Source organism: Caballeronia sp. ATUFL_F1_KS39, from assembly GCF_023630985.1.
In the GTDB taxonomy this organism is placed as follows: Bacteria; Pseudomonadota; Gammaproteobacteria; order Burkholderiales; family Burkholderiaceae; genus Caballeronia; species Caballeronia zhejiangensis.
Genome location: NZ_JALQDZ010000036.1, coordinates 68,999 through 83,213, shown reverse-complemented (window position 1 = coordinate 83,213; position 14,215 = coordinate 68,999). Strand labels below are relative to the sequence as shown.

The window sequence follows — 14,215 nt, the reverse complement described above, 5'->3', positions numbered from 1 at the left end:
CAGGAATTCAGAAATCGATCTGCGGCACGCGGAACGCGCCATCGAGAGACTTGATCTCCGCGCGATGCAGCGCGGCGAGGCGCGTGAGCACTTCTTCGCCGCGCGCTTCGAGATGCACTCGCACCTGACGGCGATCCTCTTCGCTCTGCGCGCGTCGCACGAGCCCGGCCGCCTCGCAGCGCGTGACCAGCGCCACCACGCCGTGATGATGCGATTGCAGCCGCTCCGCGAGTTCGCCGACCGTTGCCCATTCGCGGCCCGGATAGCCCTTGATGTGCAGGAGCAGCAGATATTGCAGCGGCGTGATGCCTTCGTTCTGCGCGGCCTGCTCGGAGAAGCGCTCGAAGCGCCGCATCTGATAGCGGAATTCGGACAGTTGCTCGAAGTCCGGCTTGTCGAGTTTGCGCGGAGTGTTCATCGGATTTCAGTGGACGCGCTCAGGCGGTCTTGCGCTCGCCCGCGAACGATTGTCGATAGAGGCCGGAGATCAGATCGGCTTCGGTGATCATGCCCGCGAGCTGATCGTGCGCGCCGACCACCGGAATGTGGTGATGCCCCAAGTGCGCGAACATCGGCACCAGATCGGCGATGGCGGTGCTCGTCTTCACGGTGCAGACGTCGGTTGTCATCAGCGAGGCGACGAGCGGCGGCGTCGTCGACGGACCGCGCATCAGCCGCTCGATCGCCTGCTGCGCGCGTTGCCCGATGCCGTCGCGGCGCACCGGCGCCAGGTCCGCGCGCGTGACGATGCCGCACACGCGGCGCGTCGCGTCGATCACCGGCAGCGCCTTCACCTGATGCCTGTCGATGAGCGCGAGCGCCGCCTGCGCGCTCGTCTCGGGCGTGACGGAGACGATCGCGCGCGACATGATGTCGGCGCACGTGAACTCCGTGAACCGGCGCGCGTAGGCCTGCAACTGCGCTTCGCGAAGCAGCGCTTCGAGATCGTCCGGATCGACGTCGAGCAATTCGCTGCGGCGCGACAGCACGGCCTGCAGGTCGGCGCGCGTGAACGAGTCGGCGCCGGGCGGCGCGACCGCGGGTTTCGGCGCGGCGTGGCCGTGCGGATAGCGATGCCCGGTGAGCGCGTGAAATGCGATCGCCGACACGAGCAGCGCCGCCGACTGGATCGCCACCGGCGCGAACACGAAGCCATAGCCGAGCGCGTGAATCGACGGCCCGCCGAGCACGGCGGTCAGCGCGACCGCGCCCGAAGGCGGATGCACGCAGCGCAGCGCGAACATCGCGCAGATCGCGAGACAGATGGCGAGCGCGGCAGCGTCGACGGGATCGTGAACGAACATCGCGCAGCTGACGCCGACCGTCGCCGACACGATGTTCCCGCCGATGATCGACCACGGCTGCGCGAGCGGACTCGCGGGCACGGCGAAGAGCAGCACGGCGGACGCGCCCATCGGCGCGATGAGATACGGAATCGCGGATGCATCGCCGATCAGCAGATGCGCCAGCCCGCCCGTCAGCGCAATGCCGATCAGCGCGCCGAGCCCCGCGCGCAATCGCTCGGTCCAGCGCAGCGTGACCGGAGCGGGAAGAAAGCCTTGGAGCCAGCGAAGCAATGCGATACGCGTCACTTTTCAGCGTTCCGGGAAGAGTCAGTGGAAGGTCACACTGGCTGGCCGGATCGAGGGCGCGAAAAGCAAGCGTGCGACAATCGTGAAATTGTATCGCAATATGATACAAATTGTCGCGCGCTTCGATTCGTCCCAGGATTCGTCGCACTTTTGATCCGGTTGAACGGGCGTGCGCGGCCGCCATGTCCTCCTGTACGATGAGTTTTCCCTTGCGCGGCGCGGACACTTCGACATGGCACGTCGCAACATTTCCCGGATGGCGTGCTACATCGCGTTCGCGTGCGCGTGGCCGTGCGCGGCGGTCGCGGCGGACGAAGACCCGTCGACGATCGTCAGCGACGTTCACGAGTTCGTCGTCGCGAGCGACGGCTCGCTCACCGAAGACGACATCACCGTGCTGCGCGCGAACACGTCGGCGGGCGTCGACGAAATCGCGCAGCGCTACGTCTGGTATGACAAGAGCGTGTCGAAGGTGGAGATCGTCGAGGCCTATTCGATCGATGCGAGCGGCGCGCGCCACGACGTCTCGCCGGATCAGATCCGCGACGTTCAGGAGCCGCGCTCGGCGGGCGCGCCGACGTTTCAGGACGCGAAACTGCGCGCGGTGATCTTTCCGGCGATGGGCATCGGCTCGACCGTGCATCTGCGTTTTCGCAAGAGCCAGGCGGCGGCGGTCATTCCCGGGCAATTCAACTATTACGTCGATCCGGGGCAGCGGCCCGTCGTGCAGCAGACGCTCGTCTTCGATCTGCCCGCCGACAAGCCGCTTTATGCCGATGCGCGCGGCTATGTCGCCGAGCCGCCCGTCACGGCGAACGGGCGCACGCGTTACGCGTTCACGTACCGGCACGATCGTTTCGCGCGCATCGAAAGCGGCTCCGTGGGCTATGCGCAATACGGCGATCGGCTGATGGTCACGACCTTTCCCGATTACGCGAGCTTCGCGAAGGCCTACCGCGACGCCGCCGCCGGTCCGGGCGCGACCGATCCCGCGATCCGCGCGCTCGCGCAATCGCTCACGCAAAACGCCGCCGACGACCGCGCCAAAGCCAAAACGCTCTACGACTGGGTGCGTCACCATATCCGCTACGTCGCGATGTTCATCGGGCAGAGTCCGGCCGTGCCGCATCGCGTGACGGACGTGCTCGCGAATCGCTACGGCGATTGCAAGGATCACGTCGCGCTCTACGGCGCGCTGCTCGATGCCGTCGGCATTCGCAACGAGCCCGCGCTCATCGGGCTCGGTTCGGTCTATACGCTGCCGTCGGTGCCGGGTTACGGATCGGGCGCGATCAACCACATCGTCACCTGGCTGCCGGATCTGAACGTGTTCGCGGACAGCACGGCGGCGAGCGTCGAATTCGGCTTTCTGCCGCTCGCCGACATGGACCGGCCCGCGCTGCTCGTGAATACCGGCGCGCTGGCCCGCACGCCCGCGACGCAGCCGCTCGCGCGCACGGCACGGCTGCAGATCGAGGTCGCGGACAAGGGCGAGGCGAATTTCGCCTACTGGGTCGAGGACGCGGGATGGAGCGCGGAAATCGAGCGGATCAACCTGCGTCTCGCGAATGCGCAACGGCGCGACCAGATCGCGGCGGACCGGCTCCGTTACACGAATCTGCGCGGCGCGGGGGCGTTGACGACGAGCGACGTCGATGCAACCGGCGGCCCGTTCGCGACGACGCTGCGCGGCACGCTCGACGACATCGTCTGGCCGACGGGCACGACGGCATTGCCCGCGCTGTCGAGCCTGTCGGGCGGCATCGCGACCGCGGTGCGCAACTGGCTCGCCGAGCGCACGCGCACGCAGCCGTATCTGTGCATCGGCGGCACGTTCGACGAAACCGCGCAGATCACGCTGCCGAAGACGACGCACGTCGCCGAAGTGCCCGACGATCTCGATCTGACAAGCGATGTTTTTCGTTATCGCGCGCGCTATGTGTTCGATCCGTCGACCAACGTGATCCAGATATCGCGCACGCTCGACGCCCGCTTCGGCAAGCAAGTCTGCACGCCCGACGATTTTCGGGCGGCGCTGCCGCTGCTCAAGAAAATCGAGCGGGACACGCAGGCGCAGATCATCCTGAAAGCGCTGGGCGGATAGACCTCACTCCATGTCCCGCGCGACGCGAAAGCCGTTCTGCGATTGCCGCACGCTCGAGCTGTACTTGAAGCGCGTCGCCGACTGCATGTAGGCCGCGCCTTCGCGCCACGAGCCGCCGCGAATCACGCGCACGCTGCACGACGGATCGTCCCAGGCGCGGCCATCGGCGGGCGCGTTCTTGTAGGAACTGTGCCAGCAGTCGGCGACCCATTCCCAGACGCTGCCGTTCATGTCGTAGAGGCCGTACGGGTTCGCGGCGAACGATCCGACCGGCGTCGGCGCTTCGGGCTTGTACGGATCGCCGCAATCCTTGCAGTCGGCGGTGCCTTTTTTCATCTGATCGCCCCACCAGTACGTCGATTGCGTGCCGCCGCGCGCGGCGTATTCCCATTCCGCTTCCGTCGGCAAGCGATACGGCTTGCCGCCCACCTTACTCAGCCATTTGACGTAGACCTGCGCGTCGTCCCAGCTCACGTTGCGCATCGGCGCGTTGCCGGGCGGCGTCGATTCGCCTTCGGGCGCGACGCGCGTGCATGCGCCCGCATCGGCGCAGGCGTTCCATTGCTCGACGGTGACTTCGTATTTGCCGATGGCGAACGCACGCCCGACCGACACGCGATGCGGCGGCTTCTCGGCGGGATCGTCGTTGTTGCTGCCCATCGTGAAGCTGCCCGCCGCGATCGGGATCAGCACAGGGCACGCCGGGCAATCCTTGATCTCGCCGCCGCTCGCCGTCTTGGCGGCCGGTTTGGTGGTCACGGCGGCGGGCGGCGCGGCAGGCGCTGCCGCCGTGCTCGGGCGCGGTTTTTCAGGCGCGGCAGCGGTAGCCGGCGCGGACGGCGCGGGCGTCGGCTTCGGCGCGGGTGCGGGTGCGGGTGCGGCCGGTGCGGCGGTCGCGGCAGGTGGCGCGGAAGCGGCGGGCTTTGCATTTCCGGCTGCGCGCAAACGCTCGATGCGCGCCTTCGCGAGCGCCGCGAATCGGCCGTTCGGATAAGCCTTCAAATAGGCTTCGTAATCGCTCGGATAGGTGCTGTCCTTGATCGAATCCCAGAACGTCAGTTCGTACTGCTCGTTGCTGTCTTTCGGCAGAATGCCGCGCGTGCGGACGATGCTGGCGGATTCGGCAGGCACGATGGCGGTCGCGTCCGCTATACGCATGTTCGACGTCGTATCGGCGATGGCGAAGCCGTCATCGAGCGTCGACGCGACCCACGGCCGCTGCGCGCCATGCGATGCCCGCGCGACATCCGATGCCGCCGCAGCGAACGCCGCCGGCGTCACCGATGACCGCGCGCCCAACGCGTGCAGCAACGCCGCGGTATAGCGCCCGTTGCGCGCGTCTTCGGATGCGGCATCGCCCGGCGCAGCCGCATACGCGACGAGCGTGCGCGGCGGCAGCGTCCACGTCCGCGCGCGCGTTGTCTCGAAGGGATCGGTGAGACACATGTCGAGCACGACGATGTTCGCCGCGTCCGGCCGCGCCCGCGTAATGCGCTCGACGATGTCCCGCGCGGAAATCGCATCGCGCACGAGCGTCGCGGGGCGTTGCTCGCGCGCGTCGAGCGGCACGAGCCACGCATCGCCGCCCGCCTGCAATCCGTGGCCGGCGAAATAGACGAGCGCCGTATCGTCGGGGCCGAGGCGCGCGGCGAACGCATCGAGTGCCTGGCGCATCGCGGCTTCGTCGAGATTCGTGCGGCGCGTGACGTCGAAACCGAGCGCGTTCAGGGCGATGCTCATGTCGTCGGCATCGCGCGATGCGCTCGCGAGCGGCTGATCGAGATAGTCGGCATTGCCGATCACGAGCGCGAGATGACGGGGCGCGTGTGCGATCGTCGAGATCGGGGAAGAGGGCGGCGCTGTGACCGATGCCGCGTTCGCTGAGACGAGCGTCTGGCCGATCGTCAGGACAACGCTCGCGATAAGAAGAGTTCGCCACATGTTCACACCCTGTCCGTCCGGCTTTGAGTGGAGGGCATCGCACTGCATTCGCGTGCGATGCCAACGCTTCGGGTACGGCATCAACAACGATAGCACGCGCTCAGACGCCGCTTAATCCCCTGAAAGGAGGTATCCGTCATGAGGTTAATCAGGCCCCCCGCGTGACCGTATCTTTTTTAAACGTTACGTCCTAATCTAAAAACCAGCGACGCAGCATCAGGTAATCCGCATCGCGCTCGAGCACGAGCGTTCGTCCGTGCCCGGAGCGATTTCCCTGGCCCATCCGCGAGGCCTTTCAACGAGAGAGGCGTGCATAACATGCTGAGAAGAACCGTGCTTGGCGCGCTGGCTTCCCTGGCCGCATTGGCCGCCGATTCGTCGTTTTCCGCCGCGCGTGCCCGCACGCCCGCGCCGCCGAACGCCGAGGCCTACATCATCTGGCCGCCGGACGGGGCCGTGATCACGGGCGGCAAGCTATGGGTGCGCATGGGCTTGCGCAACATGGGCGTATGTCCGAAGGGCGTCGATCTGCCGAACGTGGGGCATCACCATCTGCTCGTCGATACCGATCTGCCGCCGCTCGATCAGGAGATCCCGTCCGATCGCAATCACCTGCATTACGGCGCGGGCGAAACCGATGCTCGCCTCGAATTGCCGCCGGGCAAGCACACCTTGCAGTTGCTGATGGGCGACTACAACCACGTTCCGCACGACCCGCCGGTGTATTCGAAGAAGATCACGATCATCGTGAAATGAGCTGTGCACTTGCCGAGGGCACATGACATGAAAAAACGATCCGCTGATGCGCTCGCGCTGCCGCGTTCGCTCCTCGTCGCCGCCACGCTCGCGACGGCGTTCGCCGCGCCTCATGCACTCGCCGGGACGACGCCCGCGCCGGCCAACGCGTATGCGTACATCGGCTTTCCGAACGATGGCCAGACCGTGCCCGCGGGCAAGCCGTTCCGCGTCTGGTTCGGGCTGCGTTTCATGGGCGTCGCGCCGCGCGGCGTGAAGTTTCCGAACACGGGGCATCATCATTTGCTGATCGATGTGGACCTGCCGCCGATGGATCAGGAGATTCCATCGGATCGCAATCATCTGCACTACGGCGCCGGTGAAACCGAAACGATGATCGAACTGCCGCCGGGCAAGCACACGCTTCAGCTTTTGATGGGCGATGACAAGCACATACCGCATAACCCGCCCGTCTATTCCCGAAAGATCACGATCTACGTCAAGTAAGTCCGGGCGCCGCGTGATGCATCGAGCGGCGCCTTTCCCGGTTGCTTTCATCCAACTCGTATCCGCGTGCGTATCGCGGAGGGGGTCGTTCGTCCCCTGCAAATCGCACGGGTGTCGCCGGGCAACCGACAGTGAAGATCGGAAGTGTCGGGCGGGCAGCATCATCGGCTTAGAAGGACAGATGCAGCGTAAATCGGCGCAGCCCATATGCAGCACGGCGCGCAGAGAAAAACGCATGACGTATGACGCGATTGGCACAGCCTGTGCATTGAATGGCGGCGAGCAGACAAGTTGCTCCGAGCCACCACCGAATGCGCGACGCGCACCCAAGGAGAGCGGAAATGAAGACGCTGACCATCAAGGACCTTCCCGTCACCGAAGATCTCGACACGCGTGCGATGTCGGCGGTGCGCGGCGGCTCCGCGGTCCTGTTTCCCGGCTTCATCTCGATGAACGGCACGACGCTCTCGATGCCGTTCAATCCGCAGCAGATCATCAATCAGACGCAGACGACGTTCAATCAGAACGGCAGCAACATCGCCTTCGCCGAAGCGCTGAAGTCGCAGTCGACAGTCACGCCGACGCAGAGCGCGAAGAACATCGCCAACGTGAACTTCGGCATCGCGGGCGATCTCGCATAAGCGAAACGTCGCGAGGAATGAACCGGATATCGGTGCGGTAAGCATCGAGGTAGTCGCAGCAAAGGCGGGGCGCGGGGAGCTTCGCCGTAACACCGCCCTCAGCATCGGGCGTAGTGGTTCGCGCGCGGGTCGCATCCGTCGCCGGACCGCGTCACGACGACGCGCGACGTGCCTCAAGAGCACGCGCGCGCAACGTGACTTAACCCGTATGGAGTCGCGGCGCGCCGTGTGATTTACTTGAATGACCGGACGGCCGGCGCCGTGCTTCTCACCTATGAAACTGACCGTCGGTGCGCGTTCACCGGGAGCGAGATCGTGCGAGCCTTGTTGCCATCGTTAGGGCTGGTTGCAGCCGCGCTGCTTTCGGGCTGCATCGACGTGACGCCGCCGACGTATCAGCGGCCCGACACGCCCGAGAAAACCGCCTTCACGAAGACCGACGCAGCGAAGGTCGCCGCATCCGACACGATCCGGCCCGACTGGTGGAAGCAGTTCAACGACCCGTATCTCGACTCGCTGGTTGAAAAGGCCATCAGCGGCAACTTCGACATCAAGGTGCTGGCCGCGCGCATCCAGGTGGCGGGCGCGCAGATCGGCGAGGCGCGCGCGGGCGCGTTGCCGTCGATGGATCTCGGCGCGGGCGCGAGCTTCGAGAAGACGACCGGCCAGCAGTTCTCGAAGCAGTACAACCTGGCGACGCAGGTGAGCTGGGACATCGATATCTGGGGCTCGGTGGAGAAGGGCGTGCAGGCGCAGAAAGCCGAATTCCGCGCGACCGAGGCCGACTGGCGCGCCGGTTATCTCGAACTCGTCGCACTCGTCTCGACGACGTACTTCCAGATTCTCCAGTTCGACGATCAGATCGATCAGCAGAAGCAGACCATCGCGACCAACCAGCAGATCCTGACGATCTTCGAAGGCATGCAGAAGAACGGCCTCGTGCCGAAGACGCAGGTGCTCACGCAGCGCGCCGAACTCAACCGGCTGACGCGCGAGTTGCTGGAGTTGCGCCGCTCGCGCGATCTCGCGAACAACGCGCTCTCGACGCTGATGGGCGTGCCGGCAGGCGAGTTCCGGATGCCCGACGGCAAGCTGCAAAAGCGTGTGCAGATTCCGCCGGTGCCGGAGGGATTGCCATCGCAGTTGCTCGCGCGTCGCCCCGATCTGATCGCGGCCGAATATCGCGTGCTCGAAGCGTATGACCTCGTCGGCCAGGCGAAGCTCGCGCAACTGCCGACCATCAACCTGACTGGACGCGCGGGCACTGCAAGCTTTCAACTGACCGATCTCCTGAAGATCTTCACGCTGAGTTTCGTGCCGAGCATCAATATCCCGATTCTAGATCCGTCCGTGCGCGCTCACGTCAAGACGACCGAGGCGCAGACGACGGTGGCCGAACAGCAATATCGCAGCACGGTGATGAACGCGTTCGAAGAAGTGGAGAACGCGCTGGTCAATCTCGATTCGCATACGAAGCAGCGCGTCGAGCTGCAACAGGAAGTGGACCAGTTGACGATCGTCGCCGCGCAGATCGACGCGCAACTGAAAGAGGGCGTGATCTCGCAGCTTCAGGTGTTCGAGACGGAGCGCACGCTGCTCGCGGCGCAACTCGCGCTGCTCGCGAACCATCAGCAAATTCTGTCGGACACGGTGACGCTTTATAAGGCGCTCGGCGGCGGCTGGCCGACCGTCGATGTACAAAGCGCAAGCAAGGACGGATTGAAGTGAAGCACTCCATGAATAATGTGCACCAAATTAATAATATGAATTGCTAACGATCGTGCCGAATCGCTCATGGATGGCGTGATGCAGCGGTGCAGCACGATTGACTACGACGATGCGTGACTTAAACTCTCAACAGCCGCCGGCTGCAAATGACTTCGATTACGGCGCGGTCCAACTTGTCCATGCGCCCGACGTTGCCGGGCAATCCTCTGGCGCGTCGGCGGCAGCGGCTGGACGTACCTCGTGACATGGACATGGCTCAAGGCTTTTCCGTGGCGGATCCGCAGCCGAGCGTGGGCGAGGCGTTCGACGTCGTCCTGAAGCCCGCGCCGCATGGCGAGCTTGCGCGCGAGCTGGCGGAGAGACTCACGGAGATCCGTATCGACGAAAATCTCTTCGCTATCGGCCGCGCCGAAGCGCCGTTCGATACGAGTCCGCCCGAAGCCGTGGCGCAGCTCTCGCGCCGTCATGCGCGCATCTTCATCGAGCACGGGTTCGTCTATATCGCCGATCTCGCCAGCAAGAACGGCACGGCCGTAAATGGCACGCCCGTGCGCGAGACGCCCGCGCGCGTGCGAAGCGGCGATGTCATTTCGTTCGGCAGCAAGCTGTCGTATCGCGTGCAGTTCGCGCCGCGCGCGCGGCGTCCGAATGCGCCGAAACCAATCGGCCTCACGCTTACGCCGCAGCGCGACGATCTCGGTCTTCGGCCGATCGAACTCGCGCAGTTTCCGTTTCTCGTCAGCAAGACCGACGACACGTTTTCGCGTTATCGCGATGAGTATCCGCATCAGGTCAATTACGTGTCACGGCGCCACGCGCATGTGTTCATCAAGAGCGGCGCGCCGTTCGTCGAAGACCTCGGCAGCACCAATGGCACGTTCGTGAACGGCGAGCGGCTCGGCGCGTCGGCGGTCGAACTGAAGAACGGCGATACCGTCGCGTTCGGCGGAACGCACTTCGCGTACGTGGTGCATCTGCACGGCGACGAAAGCGAATCGACGCTCACGGAAATTGTCGCGCAGGTCGCCGCGCCATCGCACGACGACGAATCCGACAGCGACAAGACGACCTTCGTCGGCTCGGCGCATTCGTTTCTCGACATCTTCTGCGTCGATCAGGCCGCGGCGCGCGAGGATGAAGTCAACGAAGAGGCGCAGCCGACACCCGCCGAGGAAAAGCGCCCGGACGCGCGCGCCGCGAAGCGCAGCAAGTTCGGGCTCTTCGTGTCGGAGTTGCGCCGTGTGCTCGCGAACGACGATGCGCGCGCCGCGCGCCGCACGCGCATCATCGTGGCGTGCGTGCTGACGGCGCTCGTTGCAGTCGGCGGCGCGCTTTTCTATAGCGGTTCGAACGAGCGTGAGGCCAAATCGCTGATGGAGCACGGCGAGTACGCCGAGGCCGCGGCCGTCACGAACGAATATCTGAAGACGCATCCGAAGGACGCGCCGTTCACGTCGATGAACACCGAGGCCGTGCTCAAGTCGAACGTGCCGCGCTGGCTTGCTGCACTGAAAAAGGGCGATTTCGCGAACGCGGACGCGATCATCGCGCAGATGCGTTCGCTCAGCGAGCACAACGCAGACGTGCATTCGCTTATCGACGAACTCGAATGGATCGGCAAGCTGGAAAGTTTTGTGATGAGCCGTGGCGGCGCCGAAGCGCCGATCCGCATGTACGGCGACGAGCCGCGCATCGGCGCAATCCTGAAGCATTGGGAAGCGGACGCGGCGGGACATCAGCGCGATCTGGACCGCATCGCGGGCTATGTGCCCGAGTTCCGCGATCCGTACGCGCTCGCGCTGAGTCATCTGCGCAAGCTGCAAAGCGACGATTCGGTGTATCTCGCGGCCATCGAGAGGCTCGATGCGAGCATCGCGAAGAATCTCGGCCAGGACGATCCCGATGCGATCGGCGCGGCGTTGAAGGAATATGCGGACAAGTATCCGCGGCTCGCGGGTCTCGATCGCGTGCGCGCCGATCTCGATGCCTACGCGGGCTTGCGACGCAGCATCAACGGTGCGAGCCTCGCGCCGCTCGCGGGTTCGGTCAGCGAGGCCCATTTCTCGACGCCGCCGTTCCAGGAAAAATTTCGGCAGATGACCGCGAGCCAGTTGCCGCCGCCCGACGTGCTCGCGCAATACACGAGCGTCGCGGATGCATGGAATCGCGGACAGAGCGCGCAGGCGATCGACGCGCTGCAAAAGCTGCCTCAAGGCTCGTGGACGCAGACCGTGCAGAAGGAACTCGCGCACAAGAAAGCCGTGGCCGCGCAGTTCGCCGAGCTGCAAAAGGCGCGCGGCTCGAAGGGCTACGAAGACGCGCTGCTGTCGTTCTACGAGACGCTCGATCTCGAGAGCGACGCGTTCTACGCGAAAGCCGTCGCGCCCGAATTCACCGCGTTGAAGGACAGGGCGACGGCCCGCGCGCAAGCGTTGATGACGCAGGCGCAAACGTCGTGGCAGCAGTATCGGACGAACGGCGGCATCGGCGGATCGCAGCGGCTCGAATCGGGCGTGTCGGATGTGTTCCGGACGCAGGCACGGCTGCTGTCCGACGCGGAAGACGCGGCCACGCGCGGCATGCGTATTTTCCGGCAGGTGAAGGCGGACAGCGCGACGGCGAAGTGGACCGCGCTCGCCAATGAGATCGACACCGAAGCGGATCTGCAACGGCGTTCGCTGCAGGATCTGCGGATGGTGCTCGAACCGGGGCTTCTCAATACCAAGCTGAGTCTGATCGGCGGAGGCACGAGCAGTGAAGAGAGACGCACACCTTAAGCCGCTGTCGGAGGCGCTAGGCGAACACGGCGCCGAAGGCATCGCGATTCTCACGGCGGAACCCGCGCGGCTCACGCAGGGCCTTGTCTTCGCGATGGTGGCGCTCGTCGCGTCGGCGCTCGTGTGGTCGTTCGTCGGCCATGCGGACGTGATGGTGACGGCGCAAGGCACGCTCGCGCCGGAATCGGAAGTGCGGCGTTTCTATGCGCCGATCGACGGCGAGCTCGCCGATCTCTATATCGCCGAAGGGCAGCCCGTGCGCAAGGACGATGTCGTCGCGCGCCTGAATGCGCGCGGTGCGATCGAAGCGGCGACCAATGCGCTCGAAGCGCAGCTCAAGCTCGACGATGCCGAGCGCGAATGGAAGCAGTTCCCCGAAAAGAAGCTGCTGATGGAGCGCAAGATCGCCGCGCTCAAGGATCAGATGGATGTGGAAGAGCACCAACATCAGCAGCGCGTGGCCGAAGGCACGAGCAAGCTCGCGGAAGGTCAGAAGGCGCAGTTGCAGGAAGCGCGCAGCACGCTCGAAAACGCGCGCCGCGCCCGCGATGCCGCGAAGGTCGAACTCGACCGCTTTCAGCGTCTGCTCGCGTTGCCGGGCGGCGGCGGCATTGCGGAAGCGCAGGTCGATCAGAAACGCAATGCCTATCTCGAAGCGGACGGCGCGTATCGCGTCGAGCAATCGCGGCTCGCGGAACTCGACTTCCGTCTGAGTCACGATTTCACGCAGGCCAAGCGTCAACTGGAAACGAGCGGTCAGGAAGCGACGAGCCTGCGTCTGCAATACGAAGCCGCGATGCGCGAAGTCGCGAGCACCGAAGACAAGTTGCGTTTGCAACTACAGACCGCGCGCCTCGTCGCGGATGCGGCCGCGCGCATCAAGTTCGAGAACATCGACAAGGACAATTTCCTGTTGATTCTCGCGCCGGTGTCCGGCGTGGTGACGGACGTGACATCGACGCAGCCCGGCGACAAGATACAGGCGAACACGCCGCTCGGCGGCATCGCGCCGGCCAATGCGAAGCCGGTGCTCAAGATCGAGATCGCCGAGCACGACCGCGCGTTTCTGCGCGAAGGGCAGCGGGTGAAGCTCAAGTTCAATGCGTTTCCTTATCAGCGCTATGGCGTGATCGAGGGCACGCTCGCGTTCATTTCGCCCGCGACCAAGCCGAGCCCGACGAGCAAGCAACCCGTCTACGAAGGACGCGTGACGCTCGATCGCGATTCCTATCAGATCGCGGACACGAAGTATCCGCTGCGTTACGGCATGACCGCGACCGCTGAGATCGTCGTGCGCGAGCGGCGCCTCATCGATCTCGGGCTGGATCCGTTCCGCAATGTAGCGGGATAAATATGGGGGGTTACACGGGCGCCGCAACGCGAACATGATGCGCAATTCAACATGGAACCGAACGGAGAACGATATGACGGCGATTGTGCGTATCGACGACGAAGTGGTCGACGTCGGCGAATTCATCAGGTTATTGAAGTTGAATGGTCAGTTCGACAGTCTCATCGAGCAGCTCGTGCGCGACAAGCTCACGGTGCGCGCGGCGAAGAAGTCGGGTATCGCCGTGAGCGACGATGAAATCCAGAATCGCGCCGATCAGTTCCGGCGCATTCGCGGTCTGCATCGCGCGGCGGACATGAACAATTATCTCGATGCGCTGCATGTGAGCCTCGACGAGTTCGAGGTCTTCATCACCGACACGCTGTATCAGGAAAAGATGCTCGACAAGGTAGGCACGGCGCGCGAGATCGAAGAGTACTTCCAGCTCAACTCGCCGAAGTTCGACAGCATCGAAGTCAGTCATATCCTGCTCGACACCGAAGGCAGCGCGAAGGAAATGATCTCGTATCTGAACGACGATCCCGACAGCTTCGCCGACATGGCGCGCGAGCACTCGCTCGCCGACACGCGCGACGCGGGCGGCGTGATCGGCCGCGTGATGCGCGGACAGATGAAACCGGACGTCGAGGCGAAAGTCTTCAACGCGGAGGTCGGCGATCTGCTCGGGCCGTTCGTATCGGCGGACGGCGCATCGTATGAGATTTTCGCGGTGACGGCGAAGTATCCGGCGAAGCTCGACGAGGACGTGTCCGCGGAAATTCGCCGCCTGCTGCGCGAAGACTGGATGATGGCGCGTGCGCAGGAACACGTCATCGAAGCACGCTGATCGACCGGAACGC

The 14,215-nt window shown here is 64.6% G+C and carries 11 protein-coding genes; 8 read left to right on the top strand and 3 right to left on the bottom strand.

All coding sequences use genetic code 11. The features are described 5' to 3' along the window. Positions 1–7: 7 nt before the first annotated feature. Both NCR93_RS17515 and NCR93_RS17510 read right to left on the bottom strand, forming a co-directional pair. Entirely contained in the window at positions 8–418 is a 411-nt protein-coding gene (locus tag NCR93_RS17515; RefSeq protein ID WP_008353238.1) for a MarR family winged helix-turn-helix transcriptional regulator, read from the bottom strand. 19 nt (positions 419–437) lie between these two features. Next, a complete protein-coding gene (locus NCR93_RS17510; protein ID WP_008353239.1) occupies positions 438–1,592 on the bottom strand; it encodes an HPP family protein in 1,155 nt (384 codons plus the stop codon). 256 nt (positions 1,593–1,848) lie between these two features. Between NCR93_RS17510 and NCR93_RS17505 the strand changes: the two genes are divergently transcribed. After that, on the top strand, positions 1,849–3,696 hold the full coding sequence (locus tag NCR93_RS17505) for a DUF3857 domain-containing transglutaminase family protein (protein WP_175979571.1): 1,848 nt from the start codon (positions 1,849–1,851) through the stop codon (positions 3,694–3,696). A 3-nt stretch (positions 3,697–3,699) separates the two neighbouring features. On the opposite strand, the gene NCR93_RS17500 is transcribed toward NCR93_RS17505, so the two are convergent. Beyond that, on the bottom strand, positions 3,700–5,637 hold the full coding sequence (locus NCR93_RS17500) for an SUMF1/EgtB/PvdO family nonheme iron enzyme (protein WP_175979386.1): 1,938 nt from the start codon (positions 5,635–5,637) through the stop codon (positions 3,700–3,702). Between the two features lie 318 nt (positions 5,638–5,955). Between NCR93_RS17500 and NCR93_RS17495 the strand changes: the two genes are divergently transcribed. The 7 genes from NCR93_RS17495 (at position 5,956) to NCR93_RS17465 (ending at position 14,202) form a co-directional block, all read left to right on the top strand. Further along, positions 5,956–6,393 carry a DUF4399 domain-containing protein gene (locus NCR93_RS17495; RefSeq protein ID WP_033537047.1) on the top strand — a complete coding sequence of 146 codons (438 nt, stop codon included), beginning with the start codon at positions 5,956–5,958 and terminating at the stop codon, positions 6,391–6,393. 27 nt (positions 6,394–6,420) lie between these two features. Next, entirely contained in the window at positions 6,421–6,879 is a 459-nt protein-coding gene (locus tag NCR93_RS17490) for a DUF4399 domain-containing protein (protein WP_372492482.1), read from the top strand. Positions 6,880–7,220: 341 nt separating this feature from the next. Continuing rightward, complete coding sequence (locus tag NCR93_RS17485; protein ID WP_008353246.1) at positions 7,221–7,520, top strand: hypothetical protein; 300 nt, start codon at positions 7,221–7,223, stop codon at positions 7,518–7,520. A gap of 315 nt (positions 7,521–7,835) precedes the next feature. Beyond that, positions 7,836–9,248, top strand: a complete 1,413-nt coding sequence (locus NCR93_RS17480) for an efflux transporter outer membrane subunit (RefSeq protein ID WP_239294402.1) — start codon at positions 7,836–7,838, stop codon at positions 9,246–9,248. A 251-nt stretch (positions 9,249–9,499) separates the two neighbouring features. Beyond that, a complete protein-coding gene (locus tag NCR93_RS17475; protein WP_175979385.1) occupies positions 9,500–12,025 on the top strand; it encodes an FHA domain-containing protein in 2,526 nt (841 codons plus the stop codon). Continuing rightward, positions 12,003–13,376 (top strand): beta-barrel domain-containing protein, encoded by a 1,374-nt coding sequence (locus NCR93_RS17470; RefSeq protein ID WP_008353252.1) that lies wholly within the window; start codon positions 12,003–12,005, stop codon positions 13,374–13,376. The genes NCR93_RS17475 and NCR93_RS17470 overlap by 23 nt, the downstream gene beginning before the upstream one ends. 73 nt (positions 13,377–13,449) lie before the next feature. Beyond that, positions 13,450–14,202, top strand: a complete 753-nt coding sequence (locus NCR93_RS17465; RefSeq protein ID WP_008353254.1) for a peptidylprolyl isomerase — start codon at positions 13,450–13,452, stop codon at positions 14,200–14,202. The last annotated feature ends 13 nt before the right edge of the window (positions 14,203–14,215 follow it).